The sequence below is a fragment of the Microbacterium sp. EF45047 genome, assembly GCF_028472845.1.
GTDB lineage: Bacteria > Actinomycetota > Actinomycetes > Actinomycetales > Microbacteriaceae > Microbacterium > Microbacterium neungamense.
Genome location: NZ_CP069429.1, coordinates 793,766 through 813,396, shown reverse-complemented (window position 1 = coordinate 813,396; position 19,631 = coordinate 793,766). Strand labels below are relative to the sequence as shown.

Sequence of the window (19,631 nt, the reverse complement as noted above, 5' to 3'; positions counted from 1 at the left end):
GGCGCGATCAGGCGGCGCGATCCTCCCGCACCTGCACGGCCTCCCACTCGCGCATGAGCCGCTCGATCGCGGCGTGGAACCGCGCCGTCGCCGCTCCCGGCGCGGTGTCGCCGAAGTAGCGGCGCACCCAGCCGCGCAGCCGCGCCACCGACCGCTCGTCCTCACGGACGCGGTCGATCTCCTCGACGATGCGGGATGCCGCATCCGCCGTGAGCCATTCGCAGTCGGACAGGTAGCCGGTCTCGTCGATCTCCGCCTCGGGGCTCGCCGGACGGGTGATCAGCAGCGGCTTCCCGGTCGCCAGTCGGTCGTAGATCATCGCGGAGATGTCGGCGATCGCGACGTCGGCCGCCGCGAGCTGCCAGCCGATCTCCGGACCGTCGTCGTGCACGTGATGGGCGGCCGGGTCGGCGGCGTTCGCGTCGCGCAGCATCCCGATGATCCTGCGGTTCGCCGCCGCGTACGCCTCGTCCATGATCCCGGTGCGCGGATGCGGCCGGTAGATCACCCGGTGCCGGCCGGTGGCCAGCAGCCGCTCCACGAGCTCGACGCCGTGGCTGCGCACCGAGCCGTAGCTCATCGAGGCGCGGTCGCCCTCCCAGGTCGGCGCGTACAGCACGACGAGCCGGTCGTCGGGCGGGTACGGGAGCTCGCCCGAGAAGTGGTCGGCCTGAGGACGGCCGATCTGGATCGTGCGCTCGTCGACGTCGTAGTCCCACAGCGCGGCCGCGAGCCGGTCGCGGGCGGCGGGCCCGGCGATGAGGGCGTAGTCGTACGCCTTGAACTGGTTGCTGGTCATGTAGACCTTGTCGGACTCGCCGTGGTTGATGAACACGTGCCAGCGCCCGCCGTACCGGAACATCTGGAAGTTGCGGGTGTTCTGGTTCACGTACAGCACGATGCGGATGTCCTGCTCCTCCAGGAACCCCTCGAGGTCGCGGACCTGCGGCACGAACGCGACCGGCAGCGCGTCGTCCTCCAGCAGCGCGGCGGCGCCGGAGGCGGAGCGCGCCAGGACGACGACCGGCCATCGGTCCGCGAGCCCCTGCAGCGGCCGGTACCACTGCCGGATCTGGTACATGTTCACGGCCTTGTCGGCGAAGTACACCGCGATCCGGTAGTGCCCGTGCGGGTGCGGGGCGCGCTGCGCCAGCATCCGGCGCACCCGCTGCGCCCTCCGCCGGCCGGCGATCGCACGGCGCAGCATCCGATAGGCCTTCTTCGCATCCGTGGTGGAGACCATTCCCCCGACGCTAATCCGGCAACCTCCGAGGTCCCCGTGACATGATCGACGGATGCGGGAGAACGAGCAGGACGCGTCCTCGGCCGGCGTGTCGTTCGTGATGCCGGTGCTGAACGAGCGCGCCTATCTCGAGCACGCGGTGGCCTCGGTGCTGACCCAGCAGGTGGACGGCCCGATCGAGCTCGTGCTCGCCCTCGGCCCCTCCAGCGACGGGACCACGGAGCTCGCCCGCGAGCTGGCGGCGCGCGATCCCCGCATCCGTCTCGTCGACAACCCCGAGGCGCACATCCCGGTCGGGCTGAACGCCGCGATCCGCGCCAGCCGCTACGGGACGATCGTGCGGGTGGACGCCCATTCCGAGCTGGCCCCGGGCTACGCGGCCCGCGCCCTGGCGACGCTCGCCCGCACCGGCTCGGCGAACGTCGGCGGGGTCATGCGCGCCGAGGGCCGCACCCCGTTCCAGAAGGCGGTGGCGCGGCTGTACAACTCCCCCGTCGGGCTCGGCGGCGGCGCGTACCACGGCGGCAGCCGCGAGGGCGAGGCGGAGTCGGCGTACCTCGGCGTGATGCGGCGCGACGTGCTGGAGGAGGTCGGCCTGTTCGACGAGTCCATCCGCCGCGGCGAGGACTGGGAGCTGAACCTGCGCATCCGTCAGGCCGGGCACCGGGTGTGGTTCGACCCGGAGCTGTCGGTCACCTACTGGCCGCGGGAGAGCTGGTCGCGCCTGGCCCGGCAGTTCCGCGCCACCGGCGCCTGGCGCGGCGAGCTGGTGCGCCGGTACGGGCGCCGCAACGGCCTGCGCTACTTCGCCCCGCCGGCGCTGATCGGGGCGATCGCGCTCGCTCTCGTCGTGGCGGCGCTGCAGCTGACCGGCGTGCTCCGCGGGGTCGCCGCGCTCGTGGCATCCGTGGTGTACCTGCCGCTGCTGGCGTACGCCGGTCTCGTGATCGCGGTCGCACTGGCCCCCGGCCGCCGCGGCATCCGCGAGCGGCTGTGGACGATGGCGGTGCTGCCCACCATGCACGTCGCCTGGGGCCTGGGGTTCCTGGCGGGGGTGTTCCGCGGCGCCCGGGACACCGTGGACGCGTCGCGCCTCAAGGACTGGAACACCCCCCTTCCCTGACCCGCCCGTCGCCCTGACCACCTGCCCGTCGCGCGGACCACCTGCCCGTCGCGCCACATTGTGTCGCGACGTGTTGGTCTCCGGCGCCGGAACCCGCCGGGAGCGACACAATGTGCCGGGAAGGGTGGGTGGGGGGCCAGAAACCAGGGGTGGGTCAGGGGGTGAGCCAGGCCTGGTCGAGGATGCGGGAGACGACGCGCTCGGCGGCGCGGCCGTCGTCGCGGCGGTTGAACTGCGCGCGCCAGGCCGCGTACCGCTCGGCGTACGCCGCCGGCACCCCGTCGTCCGCGAGGGCGCGCAGCAGCTCCTCCTGGGTGCGCACCAGCGGCCCGGGGGCGCGCTCGGCGAGATCGAAGTAGAACCCGCGCAGCTCGCCGCGGTAGTGCTCCAGGTCGGGCACCAGGAAGTACATCGGCTTGCCGGTGACGCTGAAGTCGAACATCACCGAGGAGTAGTCCGTGATCAGCGCGTCGCCGGCGAGCAGCAGCTGCGCGGTGTCGGGGTACCCGGTGACGTCGATCACCCGTGCCCCCTCGCGGTCGCGGCCCGGGCGCAGGGTCCGGGAGTGGCCGCGCACCAGCACCACGGCATCCGCCGCGCGCGCGAGCTCCTCCGGGTCGACGAAGTCGACCATCTCGGTGCGGTCGTCGCGCCAGGTGGGTGCGTACAGCAGCACCCGCTCACCGGGACGGATGCCGAGGGCGGCGCGGATGCCGGCGGCATCGCCGTTCACGAGCACGTCGTTGCGGGGGTACCCCTCCACCCAGATCGGCCGGCCGAAGAAGGCGTACGCCTTGCGGAGGATGTGGGAGGCGTACAGGTTCTGCGCCAGCAGCGCGTCCCACCGCCGCGACTCCTTGACGACCGCCGCCATCCGGCGCGGGTGGAAACCGGGCCGGTGCAGGGCGAGCCGCTTCAGCGGCGTGCCGTGCCAGGTCTGCAGCACATGCTGGCCGGCCTTGCGCACGTAGCGGCGCCGCAGCCAGTCGTTGACCACGAGCAGCCGGGCGTCGGCGCGGGCCCGCCACCACTCCGGGGTGCCCTCGACCACGGCGATCCCGCCCTCGGGGACGGCCACGGACAGGTCGGCGACGCTCCAGTAGCGGCGGATGCCCGGGGCCCGGCGTGCCAGCTCCCGGTCGATGGCTCGCGGGTTGCAGCCGGCGTTCTGCCCGTAGAAGCTCTCGAAGAACACCGCGTTCTCCCGGCCGCCCGGCTGCGCGGCGTACCGCTCCTCCAGCACCGCCTGCCCCTCGGGCGTCTCGTACGCCGGATCCAGCGGCGGGTCGATGCGCACGCGGGCGCCGTCCACGGCGATCCGCAGCCCGGGCAGCAGGGTCGCTGCGACCTGGGCCCCGGTCAGGTCGGCGCCCTCGCCGTCCACGTGCAGCCGGTAGTCGCCGGATGGCAGCGGCAGGGCGGGTCCGCCCCAGCGGGACACCCGCAGCGGGACGGCCGCCGTCCAGGTCCTGCCGCGCCCGGTGATCCGCGCCTCGGCGCGCGCCCGAGCGCCCTCCAGCGTCACGGCGGCGGGACGGGGCCCGGTGCCTGCGATGACGAGCGTCTCGTCCTGCTCGTCGATCCGGGCGGTCGTCATCGTGCTCCCTTCGGCGCGGGGATCCCCCGCGCGCGGATCGCCTGGTACACCCGCTGCGTGTTCCGTCCGTCGCGGTGGGCGTGCATGTGTGCGCTGAGCGTAGCGGATCGCTCGGACCGCTCCGTGAACACCGCCGGGTCGCCGAGCAGGGCGTCCAGCTGGGCGCACGCCCCGCCCCAGTCCACGGCGTGGTCGGCGCCCGCCACCTCGGTGTACGCGCCGTAGAAGCCGCGCTCGCGGGCGTACTCCTCGACGTCCGGGGCGAGGTAGACCACCGGCATCCCGAGCAGCCCCACGTCGAAGGCGAGCGAGGAGTAGTCGGTGATCAGCACGTCGATGCGCGGCAGCGCGGGGGTGACGTCAGGAAGGACGTCGGCGCCCAGCATCCGCACCCGCCCGCTCGACCACGGCGGCGCGTACGCTCCCGCGCCGAGCGGATGCGAGCGGACGAACAGCACGGCATCGTGACGCTCCAGCAGCCGGACGATCCGGATCCACTCGTCGGCGGTGGGGACGGCGGGATCGGGGGCGCCGTCGCGCCAGGTGGGCGCGTAGAGCACGGCGCGCTGGCCGGGCAGCAGCGGCCCGGTGCGCAGCAGCAGCGTGGTGGCGGCGTCGCGACGGGCGGACGCGGTGCCGGCGGAGAGCACGTCGACGCGCGGCTCGCCGGTGACGAGCACGCGGTCGTCGCCCAGCCCGAAGGCGGACTCCAGGCGGCCGCGGGCCCGGTCGGAGGCGGCCGGCATCAGCCTGATGCGCTGGGCGGCGGAGCGGTAGGCGGCGCGGATCAGTCGGCGCAGCAGCGGGGCGCCGGGCACCCGCGGCACCTGCGCGGTCACCGGCGAATCGAGGCCGATCCGCTTGAGCGGGATGCCGTGCCACAGCTGCACCACGAACGCCCCCGAGGAGGCGTACCGGTTCACGTCGCCGAGTCCGTGCGTGACCACGACGACGCCGGCGCGGGCGGTGGCCCACCAGCCGCGCAGTCCGGCCTTGGGCACGGTGCGGATGCCGAGCGCCGCCGCATCCGCCTCCTCGCGCGCCGAGGAGGTGAGCCACACGACGCGGTGGCCGGCGGCGGATGCCACGCGCCACAGCGCCAGGGCGCCGTCGCCGACGCCGGCGCCGCATCCGAACACCCACGTGTCGCTGCGGGGTACGAGCAGCGTGCCCAGGCGTCCGAGGGCGTACAGCGGGAGACGGAGGAGCTTCGCCACGTTTCCGCTGCCGAAGGAGAAGGACGCCACCCGCCGAGCCTATCGCGGTGCGACGTCCTCCCCCGGTGTCTCCCCCGGTGCCGATGCCGGTGCCGGTGCTGATGGCGGCGCCTCCCCCGGAACCGATGCCGGTGCCGGCGTCGCGCCGGGCCGGCACCGACCGGGATCAGAGCTCGAGCTCTCCGAGCGTGACCTCGATCTCCTGCGACTGCCCGTCCCGCACGATGGTGAGGGTGACGGTGCTGCCCGCGGCGACCGCGCGGACCTGCGCGGTCAGGTCGCTGGCGCCGGTGATCGGCACGCCGTCCAGCTCGGTGACGATGTCGCCCTGCTGCAGGCCGGCCTCGCTCGCGGCGCCGCGGGGCGTGAGCTCCTCGATGTACGCGCCGGCGACGGTGGCGTCCTCGACCGCGGCGGCGTCGCGGACCGTCGCGCCGAGCAGGCCGTGCGTGGCCTCGCCGTTCTCCATCAGCTCGTTCGCGATGCGCTCGGCGATGTTGGACGGGATCGCGAAGCCGAGGCCGATCGATCCGGCCTCGCCCGACGAGGTGCCGCCGGCGGTGGCGATCGCCACGTTGATCCCGATCAGGCGGCCCTGGCTGTCCACGAGGGCGCCGCCGGAGTTGCCGGGGTTGATCGCGGCATCCGTCTGGATGACCGCGATGGAGATCGACTGCGTCGCCTGCTGCGCGCCGAGGCCGGGGATGTCGAACTGGAACGGCCCGCCCTCGTCCGGCTGCTCCTCCTCGGGCTGCTGCTGGTCCTGCCCGGTGTCGGGGGCCGCCGCGGAGGCGATCTGGATGCTGCGGTTGAGGGCGCTGACGATGCCGGTGGTGACCGAGTTGGACAGGCCCAGCGGGGCGCCCACGGCCACGGCGGTGTCGCCGACGTTGAGCTCGGACGAGTCGGCGAACTCGATCGGGGTGAGGTCCTCGGCGTCCTGCAGCCGGATCACGGCGAGGTCGTACACCGGGTCGGTGCCGACGATCTCCGCGGTGTAGATGCGGCCGTCGGAGGTGGTGACCCGGATCGCGGGGTCGGAGGCGGCGCCGCCCAGGGTGACCACGTGCGTGTTGGTGAGCACGTAGCCGTCCTCGTCGATGATGACGCCCGAGCCGCTGCCGGATTCCTGCGCGCCGGCGACCTCGATGGTGACCACCGACGGCAGCACCTCGGTGGCGATCGCGGTGGTCTCGTTCACGGAGCCGGGGTTGTTCACGGTGATGGTCTCGGGTCCGGATGCCGGGGCGGTGGCCGGCTTGGCGAACACGGCCTGCCCGATCGCGCTGCCGCCGAACCCGGCGGCCCCGCCGACGAGGGCGGCGGCCAGCAGGAGCCCGGCGACCTTCGCGGCCCCGCCCGGCTTCCGCGCGGCCGGAGCGGCGGACCCGTCCGCGGGCGCGGCGAGGAGCGTGGGGTCGAGGGAGAGCGTGGGCTCGGTGCCGTGCGGATGCGGGGTGCCGTGCGGATGCGCGGCGCCGTAGGGGTGCTGCGCCGTGGGCCCGGACTGCGCGGCCGGCCCGGTCTGCGCCGGTGCGCCGAAGGCGGCGCCCGGGGCGGCGTGGCCGGCGGCGGGCGAGCCGGTCCGGATCGGCGAGGTGGAGGCGAACGCGTCCGGCAGGCGGTGTCCCTCGGGGATGCGGCTGCCGGGGGCGGAGTCGCTGCCGCCGGGGGTGGGCTCGGGGGTGCTCTTGTCGTTCATCTGTGCTCCTTCACAACGCCCCTTCAGCGTGACGCGTCACCCTGTGCGTTTGATATGGCCGGGTTGGACGTCTCCTATGGTCTTAGCCTGTTCTGCATGGATGTCATTCCCGGCGCCTGGCGGCGCACTGCGGCAGGAGCGGGCCTTCTCTCACCCTCGGGCGAGGTGGCGCCCACCATCTTCGCAGAGATGTCCGCGGCGGCCGTGCGCACCGGCGCCATCAACCTCGGTCAGGGCTTCCCCGACGAGGACGGGCCTCCGGAGGTGCTCGAGGCTGCGCGCGAGGCGATCGCGGCGGGCGTCAACCAGTACCCGCCGGGGCGCGGCATCCCGGATCTGCTGCTGGCCATCTCCGAGCACCAGCGGCGCTTCTACGGGCTCGAGGTCGACCCCGAGCGGGAGGTGCTCGTCACCGCCGGCGCCACCGAGGCCCTCACCGCACCCTGCTCGCGCTGATCGACTCCCCCGAGGACGAGGTCGTGGTCTTCGAGCCGTACTACGACTCCTACGCCGCCGCGGCGGCCCTGGCCGGCGCGCGCCTCCGGACCGTGCCCCTGCGCCGCCCCGGGTTCCAGCCCGATCTGGATGAGCTCGCCGAGGTCGTCAACGACCGCACTCGGATCATCCTCGTGAACGATCCGCACAACCCCACCGGCGCCGTGTTCGCGCCCGACGTGCTCGCAGAGGTGGTGCGCCTGGCCGAGCGGCACGACGCGGTGATCGTCACCGACGAGGTGTACGAGCACCTGTCCTTCCACGCCCCGCACACCCCGATCGCGACGCTGCCGGGGGCCGCCGAGCGCACCCTGACGATCTCCTCGGCGGGGAAGACGTTCTCGACCACGGGGTGGAAGATCGGCTGGGTGCACGGGCCGGCGGCGCTCATCACCGCGGTGCTCACGGTCAAGCAGTTCCTCACCTACGTCAACGGCGCGCCGTTCCAGCCGGCCGTCGCCGTCGGCCTGCGCCTGCCGGACGCGTACTTCGCGGATACCGCCGCCGCGCTGCTCCGCAAGCACGCGCTGCTGGACGGGGCCCTGCGCGCGGCCGGCTTCGAAGTGCATCCGCCGCAGGGCGGGTACTTCACGGTCGCGGATGCCACGGCGCTGGGCGGGACGGACGCCGCCGCCTTCTGCCGGGCGCTGCCGGAGCGCGCCGGGGTCGTCGCCATACCGCTGACGGCGTTCGTCGCCCCCGAGCGGCGCGGGGACTACGCCGGTCTGGTCCGCTTCGCCGCCTGCAAGCGGGTCGAGGTGCTCGAGGAGGCCGCCCGCCGCCTCGCCGCCCTCTGACCCCCGACGCCCGACCCCGACCCGGACCCCTCATCCCCGCCCCAAACCCGAAGGTGGTCGGGGTGTCAGGCGGGGACGACCCGGTAGCGGCGCAGGCGCAGGGCGGGGTTCGTGTCGCGGACGCGGCCGATGACGGCGGGGTCGAGGGCCGCCACGGCGACGCCCTCGCCGGAGCCGACGCCGGCGAGCACGACGCCCTGTGGGTCGATCACCTGCGACAGGCCGACGCCGATCGGGCCGGGATGGTCGGCGGAGACGACGTAGGCGGTGTTCTCGATCGCGCGGGCGGTGAGCAGCGTCTGCCAGTGGTGCTCCTTGAGCGGACCGCGCACCCATTCCGCCGGCACGACCAGCACGTCCGCGCCGCGGTCGATCAGGGTGCGCGCCACCTCTGGGAAGCGCAGGTCGTAGCAGGTCAGCAGCCCGACGGTGAGCCCGCCGGCCTGGAACACGGCGTCGGCGTCCAGCCCGCCCGGCTCGATCCAGTCCGACTCGGTCTGTCCGAACGCGTCGTACAGGTGCTGCTTGCGGTACACGGCACGGATGCCGCCGGCATCCGCCGCGATCACCGTGTTGCGCACCCGGCTCCCCTCCCCCGCCTCGACGAGCCCCGCCACCACGGTCACGCCGTGCCGCTCGGCGAGCCCGCGCAGCGCGGTCGCGAACGGTCCGTCCAGCGTCTCGGCGTTCGCGGCGAGGGTGTCGTCCATCGGGTCGACGAAGTAGCTGGAGTACTCCGGGAAGACCACGAGCGTGGCGCCGCGGGCTGCGGCCTCGGCGGTCAGCGCGGCGATGCGCTCTCGGTTGGCGGCGCGGTCGGCATCCGGGGCGAACTGGCAGACGGCGACGGTCAGGGGCGAGTCGGACATGCCCCCCATCCTGCCCCGATTCGCCCTCCCCTCGCAGAGCGTGTTAGGGTAGAAGACGTGCCGCGGGGTGGAGCAGTTCGGTAGCTCGCCGGGCTCATAACCCGGAGGTCGCAGGTTCAAATCCTGTCCCCGCAACGAAAGAAGAAGGCCCGGTCCGTCAGGATCGGGCCTTCTTCGCATCCCCGGCATCGCCGATCGAGGGAGAGGAGCGACGGATGCCCTTCTTCACGATCGGCCACTCGGATCATCCGCTCGACGAGTTCGTGCGGCTGCTGACGGATGCCGGGGTCTCCGCGGTCTGCGACGTGCGGAAGATGCCCGGCTCGCGCCGCAACCCGCAGTTCGATGAGGACGTCCTCGCCGAGGCGCTGCCGGCATCCGGCATCCGCTTCCTGCGCATCCCGGAGCTCGGCGGCCTGCGCTCGCGCGCCCCCGGCGTCCCGTCGGAGGTGAACGGGCTGTGGCGCAACCGCAGCTTCCACAACTACGCCGATCACGCGCTGTCGGACGCCTTCCGCGCCGGCCTTAAGGCCCTGCGCGCGCTGCGGGACGAGAGCCCGGCGGTCATGTGCGCGGAGGCGGTGTGGTGGCGCTGCCACCGTCGGATCGTGGCCGACCACCTGCTCGGCGCCGGCGAGGAGGTCGTGCACATCATGCCGGGCGGCAGGCTCGACGCCGCACGGCTCACGCCCGGCGCAGCGGTCGGAGCCGGCGGCGTCGTGACCTATCCGGCCGTCTGACCCGAGGAACCCGCGGCCGCCGCGTCGCCGCTCGTCGCGGTCGCGTCGCCGCCGGCGTGCTCGAGCTCGCAGTCCGGACCGGGGAACACCAGCGATTCGTGCCCGTCGTCGAAGCGGATCAGGTACGGCGGACCGCCGTCCTCCCCGCGCGCCTCGAGCACCTCGCCGTGCCGGTCGGTTCGTCCCACCCGCGCCCCATGGATGACCACGCGGGAGCCAGCTGTGATCTGCATGTCAGCCACCTCTTTCGACGGAATCGATACGATCACCGATTCCCATTCTCCGCGAGCGCGTGGCCGAATTCCAGGGGCCCACACGCCGCCGCCCCGCACGCCGTCGACCGAGACGACGTCGCCGCCGGATGCACGTGCGGCGGCATCCGGCGGCGACGAGGTGTCAGGACGGTCACTCCCCCGCCGTGGCCTCCTCGAGCTCGAGGAGCTTGCGCACGGCCTCGGTGAGCTTCTTGTCCTCCGCGGCGAACGTCTCCAGGTCGCCGGCGCGGAGCGCGGCGTCGCGGGCCGCGAGCGCGTCGCGCGCCGCCTGCAGCGTCTCCTGCCGGACCTCCGACGGCTCGGTGGGCGGCGGCTCCTCGCCGCCCGTGCCGGGATCGGTCGGCTCGATCTCCTCGTCGCCGCCGGCCGCGCCCGCGTCCCCGCCGAACAGCGCGTCCAGCGCCTGGCTCAGCGTGTCCTCGAAGGCGACCTCGTCGCCGAAGGCGACCAGGATCTTGCGGAGGTTGGGCAGCTGCGTGCCCTCGGACGACTGCACGTACACCGGCTGCACGTACAGCAGGCCGCCGCCGACCGGCAGGGTGAGCAGGTTGCCGTAGCGCACCTCTGACTTGCCGAGGGTGAGCACGTTCAGCTGGTCGGCGATCGCGGTGTTCGAGTCGAAGGTGTTCTGCACCTGACCGGGACCCGGCACCGTGGTGGCGGTGTCGATCTCCAGCAGTCGCAGCTTGCCGTAGCTCTCCGCCTTCTTGCCGGGCTCGGATCCGGCATCCGAGTCGACCGCGAGGTAGCCCATCAGCACCTCCCGGCTCTCGTTGCCCTGCGAGGCCGGGATGAAGCTGGAGAACATCGAGAAGCGCGGCTCCTCCTGATCCGGCATCTTCATGGTCAGGTAGTACGGCGGCTGCAGCTGGTTCTTGTCGCGCGGGTCGTTCGGCGTCTGCCAGCGGTTCACCTCCTGCGCGAAGGCGCCGGCGTCGTCGATGTGGTAGATGCCGAGGATGTCCCGCTGCACCTTGAACAGGTCGGTCGGGTATCGGACGTGGCTCATCAGCTCGCCCGACATCTCGCTGATCGGCTTCACCGTGTTCGGGAAGATCTTCTGCCACGCCTGCAGCAGCGGGTCCTCCTCGTCCCACGCGTACAGGGTGACGGAGCCGTCGTACGCGTCGACGGTGGCCTTCACCGAGTTGCGGATGTAGTTGATGTCGTCCCGCGCGAGGGTGGGGGCGGGCATCGTGGAGTCCGCGATGGCATCGGCGAGGCTGACGCTCGTCGAATACGGGTAGGTCGAGCTGGTCGTGAAGCCGTCCACGATCCAGACGATCCGGCCGTCCACGACGCTCGGGTACGGGTCGCTGTCCAGCGTCAGGTACGGGGCGACCTTCTGCACGCGGGTCTTCGGGTCGCGGTCGTAGAGGATCTGCGACTCGGAGTTCACCAGGTTCGAGAACAGGATCTGCTCGGACTGGAACTTCAGCGCATACAGCAGCTTCGTGAACGTGTTGCCGATGCGCGGACCACCGTCGCCCTTGAAGGTCGTCTTGGTGTCGTTCGCGCCCTGCTCGCCGCGCGGGTAGTCGATCTCGACCGGCTCCCGCCCCTCCGGGGCGCCGACGATCGAGTACTCCGGGGACGACTCGCCGAAGTACACCCGCGGCTCGAACTTCTCGCTCTCGGTGAGGAAGCCGGAGGACGGGATGCCCCGCTCGAGGAACACCGGCTCGCCGTCGCTGGTGCGCTGGTTGCCGGCCATCGCGACCAGGCCGTAGCCGTGCGTGTACACCGCGACGCGGTTGTTCCAGCTGTCGCCGCCGCCGAGCTTGGTCATGTCGAGGTCGCGCACGGCGACCACGGTGTCCTGCATCTGCCCGTCGATCTCGTAGCGGTCCACGTCCAGCGGCTGGTTGAACTGGTAGTAGGAGCGGTACTGCTCGAGCTGCCGCACGGTCGGGCCGATGACGCCCGGGTCCATGATGCGGACGGATGCCGTGGTGGCGGCGTCCTCGCGCAGCTGGCCGGCCTCGGTGTCGGTCTCGGCCGTGAACGGGGTCACGGTCATGTCGGCGACGCCGAACGCCTCCTTGGTGCTCTGGATGTTCCGGTCGTAGTACTCGGCCTGGTAGGCGTTCTTGTTCGGCTCCACTTGGAAGGTCTTCACGACCCAGGGGTAGCCGACGCCGATCACCAGGGAGGCGACGATGAGCAGCGCGGTGGCCGCGAGCGGGAAGCGCCAGCGGCCGATCACCGCGGTGACGAAGAACAGCACCGCGACGACGGCGGCGAGGATCGACAGGATCGCCAGACCCGGGATGGTGGCGTTCGCGCCGGTGTACGCGGCACCGGTGATCCGGTCCTCCGGGGAGACCAGGGTCAGGTAGCGGTCCAGCCACAGGCTCGCCGCCTGCACCAGCAGGTAGAGGCCGGCGAGGACGGCCAGCTGGATGCGGGCGGGCTTGGAGATGCGCAGCTCGCGCTGCCCGATCCGCACCGAGCCGTACAGGTACGACACCAGTGCGGTGATCACCAGGCACAGCAGCAGCACCGCGCTGACGTACGCGAGCAGCGCGGAGTAGAACGGCATCGCGAACAGGTAGAAGCCGGTGTCCACGCCGAACTGCGGGTCGAGGGTGTCGGTGGTGACGCCGTTCGCCCACAGCCACGCGGTCTGCCAGTTGCCCGCGGCGGCGAAGCCGGCGAAGACGCCGAAGAAGATCGGCATGCCCCACATCGCGAGGCGCCGCAGCGGCTCCACCACCTCCTGGTAGCGGTCCAGCTGAGAGCTCAGCCGCACGTACACCGGGCGCAGCCGGTAGGCGAGCTGGATGCACACGAAGATCGGCGCCGCCATGCCCAGGAACCCGATCGCGAACATCGTCGCCGTCGCGATCCACTGGGTGGTCAGCACGGACGCGAAGGTCAGCTGGTCGAACCAGAGGAACTCGGTGTACAGCGAGGCGAAGACGAAGAATGCCGCGATGAGCGCGGCGATGATGCCCACCGAGATCGCGAGGATGCGGCGGGAGGCACGGGGCGTGGCCGGGTTCGGCGCTGAGGTCGTGGTCACCCGTCCATCCTAGGCAGGCCAGGCTATGGTCCGGCCCGGAGTCGGGGGCGGGTGCGGGGGATGCCTGGGGCGGATGCCGGGCGGACGCTTCGACGGGCTCAGCGTCCGGACGGGCGATCAGGGCACGGAGGCGCAGGTGGGGAGGTCTGCGGTGTCGCCGCCCTCCGCGATGACCTCGAGGATCTCCAGCGACTCGTCGAGCGTGGCGGTGCGGAACACCTGCAGGCCGTCCGGCACGTGCCCGGCCACCTCGTCGCAGTTGTCCGCCGGGGCGAGGAAGTACTCCGCACCGGCATCCCGCGCGCCGTACAGCTTCTGCCGGATGCCGCCGATCGGGCCCACCGTCCCCTCGGCGTCGATCGTGCCGGTGCCGGCGATCCGCTCCCCGCCGGTGAGCTCCCCCGGGGTCAGCAGATCCACGATGCCGAGCGCGAACATCATCCCGGCGCTCGGGCCGCCGACGTTGTCGAGCTGGATGGTCACGTCGATCGGGAACGAGTAGTCCGTGGTCAGCGAGACCCCGATCAGCCACACGGTCTCGCCGGCGGCATCCTTCTCCCGCTTCGGGGTCACCGTGACCGTCCGCTCCTCCCCCCGCGCGTCCGCCACGCGCAGCTCGACGGGGTCGCCCTCGCCCTGCTGGATGGCGTCGCGCAGGCCGGTGGCGGACTCGACCGGTGTGCCGTTCGCCGCGAGGATGACGTCCCCGGCGGCCAGCACGCCCTGCGCCGCGGCATCCTCCAGCACCTCGACGACCTCGACGCGCGCGCCGACGTCGTAGCCGAGCTCCGTGAGGGCCGCCGCGGTGGCCTCGTGCTGCGAGTCGACCATGAGCACGGCGTTGCGCTCGTCGCGCTCCTCGGTGCTCACGCCCTCGGGGAACACGGTCTCGATCGGCACCACGGCGCGGGTCGGGTCGGTCCACGCCATCGCCAGCTCGAACCAGCTGGGTGTGCGCTGGCGGTTGCCGACCACCTGCACCGTGGTGAGGTCGAGCGCTCCCTCGGCGGGGTAGGTCTCGGCGCCCTCGATCTCGATCAGCGGCACCTCCGTGCCGTCGGCGCTCTTCGCCGAGCCGAGGGTGTCGTAGACCGGGCCGGGCCGCTGGATCACGTACTGGGTGGGCACGAAGGTGAGACCGACGAGGGCCGCGAGCGCCACGCACAGGCTCCACACCCCCACGCCGACGCGCGGACCACGGCGCTGGGACAAGGTCGACCTCCGGGACGTTCGCGAGCGGCGTACAGGGATCCGCGCCCCTCAGGTACGGGCGCGGCGAGCTGTGACTAGCGTAGATCGCACAGGCTACGCGCGTGCTGAGAGGGCGAACGAGATGGCAGACCAGGACCCGTCGGACTTCGAGGAGTTCCTCCGCCGCATGATGGCCGGGGGCGACTTCGATCCCGAGGCGATGCGCGAGGCGCTCTCCGGCATGGGCGGCACGCCGCTGGACCCCGCCATGATGGCCGGCTTCATGTCGCAGATGCAGGCGGCGTTCCAGGGCGACCCGTGGCAGAACGCGGAGCGGCAGGCGCTGCACATCGCGAACCGCGACGGGCTGGGCATCACCGACGGCGCCCGCTCCTCGATCGCGGATGCCTTCGGGCTGGCGAACCTGTGGCTGAGCGAGGCGACCACGATCTCCGAGCTCGCCTCCGCTCCGCGGGCGATGACCCGCGGCGAGTGGGTGACGCAGACCCTGCCGGTGTGGAAGGAGATCGCCGGGCCGGTGTCGACGAGCATCGCCGACGCCCTCACCTCCGCGCTGGACACGCAGGTCCCCGAGGAGATGCGCGGCCTCGTCCAGGGCGCCGGCCAGCTCATGCGGACGCTGGGCGGGTCGCTGTTCGCGGCGCAGTTCGGGCAGGTGCTCGGCAACCTGTCCCGCGAGGTGGTCTCCGGCGGCGACGTCGGCATCCCCGTGCTGCCGGCCGGCACGGCCGCCGTCGTGCCGCAGAACATCGCCGCGTTCGGCGAGGGCCTGGAGATCCCCGAGGACCAGATCGCGCTCTACCTGGCCGTCCGCGAGCTCGCCTACGCCCGCCTGTACCGGCACGCGAAGTGGCTGCACCTGCATGTGATGACGCAGATCACCGAGTTCGCGCGCGGGGTCACCGTCGACGTGCAGGCGCTCGAGGACGTCGCCAGCCGGCTCGACCCGTCCGACCCCGAGGAGCTGCGGGCGGCGATCGAGGGCGGGGCGCTGCTGCCCGCGCAGACCGAGGCGCAGCGCGAGGCGCTCACCCGGCTGGAGAACCTCGTCGCGATGATCGACGGCTGGGTGGACGTGGTCACCACCGAGGCGACGTCGCGGCTCCCCGACGGAGCGCGGCTGGCGGAGGCCGCGCGGCGCCGTCGCGCCGTCGGCGGTCCGGCGGAGGACGCGCTGGGGGCCCTGGTGGGTCTGAAGCTGCGTCCGCGCCGGCTGCGGGAGGCGTCGGCGATGTGGCGCAAGGTGACGGATGCCGTGGGCGTCGCCGCCCGCGACGCCCTGTGGGACTACCCCGACCTGATGCCGGAGGCCTCCGACATCGACGACCCGACCGCGCTGATCGCGCGGCTCCAGGCGACGGCCCGCGGGGAGGCCCCGGCGGCCGACGAGTTCGACGAGGCGCTGGCGCGACTGCTGGAGGGCGACGGCTTCGACGCCGACGGCGGCGATGCCGGGGGCGTCGGTGCCGGCGGGCGCGCGGAAGATGGCAAGCCGGCGGGAGACGGCGGGCCGGCGGGAGACAGCGACCCCGTGAGCGGTGCCGAGCCGACTGCGGACGGCTCCCCCGCGACCGATCGCGAACTCGGCGCCTCGCCCGAGGACGGCCCCGACGGTGCACCGGACGGCGAGGACCGTCGCCGGCCGGAGGGCGATCAGCCGGTCTGACCCGGATCGTCCTCCACAGGCGGCATCCGTCCGGCATCTGTCCACCGATCGCCCGCTCGCGCCCCGCGCGCGGAGCCGGGCGCGCACAATCGGGTCATGAGCCCGCTCACTCCGCGCACCATGATGCGCCTCGATCCGCGGTACCCGCTGCTGTGGCGCGACGAGACCACCGTCCAGTTCGGCCTCGAGGACGTCGCCCGGGTGCGCGTGGAGGACGCCTGGGTCGAGCCGCTGCTCGCGCGCCTGCGCGCCGGCATCCGCCCCTCGTCCTTCGACGTCGTCGCGCACGGCGTGGGCGCGCCCCGGGAGGCGGCGCGCCGGCTGCTCGATGACCTCGCCCCGGTGCTCGTGACGGACCGGCCGCGGCCGCCCGCGGTGTGGATCGAGGACCTCGACATCCTCGACCGGCGCGTGCCGCACCGGCTGCGCGAGGCCCTGCAGGACGAGGGCGTGCCGATCGGGGCCCGCGGCGACGCCGACGCGGTGGCGGTCGTGGTGGTGGAGGGCGCGGCAGCCGCGCAGCAGCTGGCGCCGTACCTGCGCGAGGACCTCGCGCACCTGCCCGTGGCGTTCGAGGCCGACGCGCTCACCGTCGGCCCGCTCGTCCTGCCCGGCACCACGGCGTGCCTCGCCTGCCGCGACGCATGGGAGCGGGACCGCGACCCGGCCTGGCCGCTGCTGCACGCGCAGCTGGTCGCCCGGCGCCCCGGCCCGATCCCGGCGGCCCGGGTCGCCGAGGCCGCCGTCCTCGCGGCGGAGCTGCTGCGCGACGAGACGGCGCTCGGCGCGGAGACGGCGGTCGGCGCGGAGACGCCCCTGGGCGCGGAGACGGCGGTCGGCGTGGAGACGGCTCTCGGTGCGGAGGCGCCGCCGGCGGACGGCATCCGTCCCGGCGCCGACGTGCGGTCGCGGATGGTGCGGGTCAGCCCCGGCGGACGCCGGACATGGCGCGCGGTGGCACCTCACGAAGAATGCCCGTGCCGCGGCCGGTGGTCCCGATCTCCGCGAGGAAGCGCGACGGCGCCCGCTCCCCTCTGCCGGCGGATCGCGCCCACGACAGCGACAGCGTACGCGCGGCCCGCGTGATGCCCACGTACGCCAGGCGGCGCTCCTCGTCGATCTGCTCGAAGCTCGTGGCGTAGGAGATCGGCAGCGCGCCCTCCGCCCAGCCGACCACGTGCACGTGCGGCCATTCCAGGCCCTTGGCCGCGTGCAGCGTCGACAGCGTCACGGTGCGCAGGGTCGGCTCGTGCTGGTCCTTCGCGCGCGCCATCAGCGCATCCGCGAAGGAGCGCAGCGTGGTGCCCTCCGGCGCCTCCTCCGCGAGCCGCAGGATCGCACGGCGCGCCTCCCAGCCGTCGCGCTGCGCCCCGCCCGCCGCGGGCGGCTCGTCGGTGAGCCCGAGGCCGCGCAGCACGTCGCGCACCGCCGGCAGGAAGCCGAGATCGGTGGGGGCGACCGCGGCGCCGCGCAGGGCCAGCACCGCCTGGCGCACCTCGGGCATGTCGAAGAACCGGGTGCCGCCGAGCACCGTCGTCGCCACGCCCTGGGCGGCGAGGGCCTGCTGCAGCACCGCCGACTGGGCGTGCGCCCGGTACAGCACCGCGATGTCGGAGGGGGACGTGCCGCCGGCGATGCGCGCGGCGATGGCCGCGGCCACGCCCTCCGCCTCCTCCGTCTCCGTGTCGAACACGGTCAGCGTCGGCGGCTCGGCCGAGAAGTCGTCCCGCGCCGGCACCAGATCGAGAGCGCCCGGGCGGCCGCGCATCAGCGCGTTCGCCGCGGCGAGGATCGGCGCGCGGGAGCGGTAGTTCGTCTCCAGGCGCACCACCGTGGCATCCGGGTAGCGCCGCTCGAACTCGAGCAGGAAGCGCTGCTGCGCGCCGGCGAAGGAGTAGATGGTCTGGCTGGCGTCGCCCACGACGCAGAGGTCGCGGCGGTCGCCGAGCCACAGCTCGAGCAGCCGGTTCTGCAGCGGCGACACGTCCTGGTACTCGTCCACCGTGAAGTGCCGGTACTGCTCGTGCACGGCGCGGGCGACCCGCGGCTCCGCCTCGAGCATGCCGGCGCAGGCGAGCAGCACGTCTTCGAAGTCGAGCTGACGGCGCTCGTCCTTGAGCGCCTCGTAGGCGCGCTGCAGGTCGACGAGCTGCTCCAGGCGGATGCCGCTGATCGGGCGGTTCTGCTCGGCGTACCGGTCGATGGAGAGCATCGACACCTTGCGCCATTCGATCTCGGCCGCCACGTCGCGCAGGGTCGCGGTGCTCAGGCGCAGCCGCAGCCCGTCCGCGGCCTGGCCGAGCAGGCGCACCTTGTTGTCGACGATCGCGGGGGCGGTGTCGCCGGCGATCGTGGGCCAGAAGAAGTTCAGCTGCGCCAGTGCCGCGGAGTGGAACGTCCGCGCCGCGACGCCTTCGACGCCGAGCGCACGCAGCCGGCCGCGCAGCTCGCCGGCGGCCTTGGCGGTGAACGTCACCGCCATCACGCGCGAGGGCGAGTAGGCGCCGGTGTCGACGCCGTGGGCGATGCGGTGCGTGATCACCCGCGTCTTGCCGGTGCCGGCACCGGCGAGCACGGCGACCGGGCCGCGCAGCACGGAGGCGGCCTCGCGCTGCCGTTCGTCGAGGGCGTCCAGGGCGCTCACGACGACGCGCTCCGCTCGCTCGGTGCCGACGCGTCCGTTGCACCGCTCTCGGTCCGGCTGTGCTCGCTCGCCGCGCTGCCGCGTTCCTCGTACCAGTCCTGGATGAGGGCGCGGGCGATCGACGCCTCGCCGGGCAGCCCGACCGGGCCCTCTCCGGCGAGCGCGGACCCGATCTCGGCGCGGCTGAGCCAGCGCACCTCGAGGATCTCCTCGCCGTCGGCCCGCACGTCCTCGTCGGCGGCGACCGCCCGGAAGCCGATCATCAGGGAGCGCGGGTACGGCCACGCCTGCGAGGAGAGGTAGCGGATGCCGGCGATGCGGACCCCGGCCTCCTCGGCCAGCTCGCGGTGGATGGTCGCCTCGAGCGACTCCCCCGCCTCCGCGAACCCGGCGAAGCACGAGTGCATCCGCCCGCCCCATCGGGCGTTCGCGCCGAGCAGGAGGCGATCGCCGTCCGGGCTCTCCACGGCGACGATGACGGCGGGGTCGGTGCGGGGGAAGTGCTCCGCGCCGCATCCGGGGCAGCGGCGGGACCAGCCCGCCTGCCGCAGCTCGGCCGCGGTGCCGCAGCGGGGGCAGAACCGCGCGTCCCGCAGCCAGCCGGCGAGGGCGACCGCCTCCACCAGCAGCTGCTGGTCGTGGGCGCCGAGCCGGGGCGCGACCTCGCGCACGCCGAGCCACGTCTCCTCGGGGGCGGCGTCCAGGCTGTCCTCGATCGGCGGGACGGCGGCGAGCAGCAGCGGCGCGCCGTCGAGGTCGCGTCCGAGCAGCGCCCACTCCGCCGCCTCGGCGTCGGCGATCTCCGCCGCCGGACTGCGCAGCAGCGCGTCGTCGTGCACGCGCAGCCTCCCCTCCCGGACGACGATCGTCCGGGAGCGGGCGTCGCCGCGCAGGCGCTCGAGCACGCCGGGCTCGTCGCGCAGCTCGGCGGCGCGGTCGAGCGTCATCGGCGCATCGGTCATGCGGGTCCCCTCACAGCTCGCTCTCGCCGGTGTGCCCGCAACGGGCGTGGCGTGGGCCTCGCGG

13 protein-coding genes, 1 tRNA gene and 1 pseudogene are annotated in these 19,631 nt (G+C 73.5%); 5 read left to right on the top strand and 10 right to left on the bottom strand.

The genetic code is table 11. The features are described from left to right. Positions 1-7 precede the first annotated feature (7 nt). Positions 8-1,243, bottom strand: a complete 1,236-nt coding sequence (locus JRG78_RS03845; RefSeq protein ID WP_272653644.1) for a CDP-glycerol glycerophosphotransferase family protein — start codon at positions 1,241-1,243, stop codon at positions 8-10. Between the two features lie 52 nt (positions 1,244-1,295). Here JRG78_RS03845 and JRG78_RS03840 point away from each other — a divergent pair, with 52 nt between their 5' ends. Beyond that, complete coding sequence (locus JRG78_RS03840) at positions 1,296-2,366, top strand: glycosyltransferase family 2 protein (RefSeq protein WP_272653643.1); 1,071 nt, start codon at positions 1,296-1,298, stop codon at positions 2,364-2,366. 154 nt (positions 2,367-2,520) lie between these two features. Here JRG78_RS03840 and JRG78_RS03835 read toward each other — a convergent pair whose 3' ends face one another. The 3 genes from JRG78_RS03835 to JRG78_RS03825 form a co-directional block, all read right to left on the bottom strand. Continuing rightward, positions 2,521-3,963 carry a CDP-glycerol glycerophosphotransferase family protein gene (locus JRG78_RS03835; protein ID WP_272653642.1) on the bottom strand — a complete coding sequence of 481 codons (1,443 nt, stop codon included), beginning with the start codon at positions 3,961-3,963 and terminating at the stop codon, positions 2,521-2,523. Continuing rightward, the gene (locus JRG78_RS03830; RefSeq protein ID WP_272653641.1) at positions 3,960-5,210 is read right to left on the bottom strand and encodes a CDP-glycerol glycerophosphotransferase family protein; all 1,251 of its coding nucleotides are present in this window, start codon (positions 5,208-5,210) and stop codon (positions 3,960-3,962) included. The genes JRG78_RS03835 and JRG78_RS03830 overlap by 4 nt, the downstream gene beginning before the upstream one ends. 136 nt (positions 5,211-5,346) lie before the next feature. Further along, positions 5,347-6,882 (bottom strand): S1C family serine protease, encoded by a 1,536-nt coding sequence (locus JRG78_RS03825; protein ID WP_272653640.1) that lies wholly within the window; start codon positions 6,880-6,882, stop codon positions 5,347-5,349. A gap of 96 nt (positions 6,883-6,978) precedes the next feature. On the opposite strand from JRG78_RS03825, the pseudogene JRG78_RS03820 reads away from it, so the two are divergent. Further along, positions 6,979-8,174 (top strand): annotated as a pseudogene (locus tag JRG78_RS03820) (aminotransferase class I/II-fold pyridoxal phosphate-dependent enzyme). Positions 8,175-8,239: 65 nt separating this feature from the next. Here the strand turns inward: JRG78_RS03820 and JRG78_RS03815 are convergent. Next, on the bottom strand, positions 8,240-9,043 hold the full coding sequence (locus JRG78_RS03815; protein WP_272653639.1) for a carbon-nitrogen hydrolase family protein: 804 nt from the start codon (positions 9,041-9,043) through the stop codon (positions 8,240-8,242). Positions 9,044-9,104: 61 nt separating this feature from the next. On the opposite strand from JRG78_RS03815, the gene JRG78_RS03810 reads away from it, so the two are divergent. Together JRG78_RS03810 and JRG78_RS03805 are read left to right on the top strand one after the other, a co-directional pair. After that, a tRNA-Met gene (locus JRG78_RS03810) sits at positions 9,105-9,178 on the top strand. A gap of 80 nt (positions 9,179-9,258) precedes the next feature. Continuing rightward, positions 9,259-9,783 carry a DUF488 domain-containing protein gene (locus tag JRG78_RS03805; RefSeq protein WP_272653638.1) on the top strand — a complete coding sequence of 175 codons (525 nt, stop codon included), beginning with the start codon at positions 9,259-9,261 and terminating at the stop codon, positions 9,781-9,783. Here the strand turns inward: JRG78_RS03805 and JRG78_RS03800 are convergent. The 3 genes from JRG78_RS03800 to JRG78_RS03790 all read right to left on the bottom strand — a co-directional run bounded on the left by JRG78_RS03800 (position 9,768) and on the right by JRG78_RS03790 (position 14,244). Further along, positions 9,768-10,016: a DUF1918 domain-containing protein gene (locus JRG78_RS03800; RefSeq protein WP_272653637.1), complete on the bottom strand. Its 249-nt coding sequence runs from the start codon at positions 10,014-10,016 to the stop codon at positions 9,768-9,770. The genes JRG78_RS03805 and JRG78_RS03800 overlap by 16 nt on opposite strands. A gap of 172 nt (positions 10,017-10,188) precedes the next feature. After that, positions 10,189-13,083, bottom strand: a complete 2,895-nt coding sequence (locus JRG78_RS03795) for a UPF0182 family membrane protein (RefSeq protein ID WP_272653636.1) — start codon at positions 13,081-13,083, stop codon at positions 10,189-10,191. A gap of 117 nt (positions 13,084-13,200) precedes the next feature. Beyond that, entirely contained in the window at positions 13,201-14,244 is a 1,044-nt protein-coding gene (locus tag JRG78_RS03790) for a YlbL family protein (RefSeq protein ID WP_272653635.1), read from the bottom strand. Positions 14,245-14,416: 172 nt separating this feature from the next. Here JRG78_RS03790 and JRG78_RS03785 point away from each other — a divergent pair, with 172 nt between their 5' ends. Continuing rightward, positions 14,417-15,961, top strand: coding sequence for a zinc-dependent metalloprotease (locus JRG78_RS03785; RefSeq protein ID WP_272653634.1), 1,545 nt, complete (start codon positions 14,417-14,419; stop codon positions 15,959-15,961). 922 nt (positions 15,962-16,883) lie between these two features. On the opposite strand, the gene JRG78_RS03780 is transcribed toward JRG78_RS03785, so the two are convergent. Next, entirely contained in the window at positions 16,884-18,605 is a 1,722-nt protein-coding gene (locus JRG78_RS03780; RefSeq protein WP_272653633.1) for an ATP-dependent helicase, read from the bottom strand. Beyond that, the gene (gene nudC, locus JRG78_RS03775) at positions 18,602-19,567 is read right to left on the bottom strand and encodes an NAD(+) diphosphatase (RefSeq protein ID WP_272653632.1); all 966 of its coding nucleotides are present in this window, start codon (positions 19,565-19,567) and stop codon (positions 18,602-18,604) included. The genes JRG78_RS03780 and nudC overlap by 4 nt, the downstream gene beginning before the upstream one ends. Positions 19,568-19,631 lie beyond the last annotated feature (64 nt).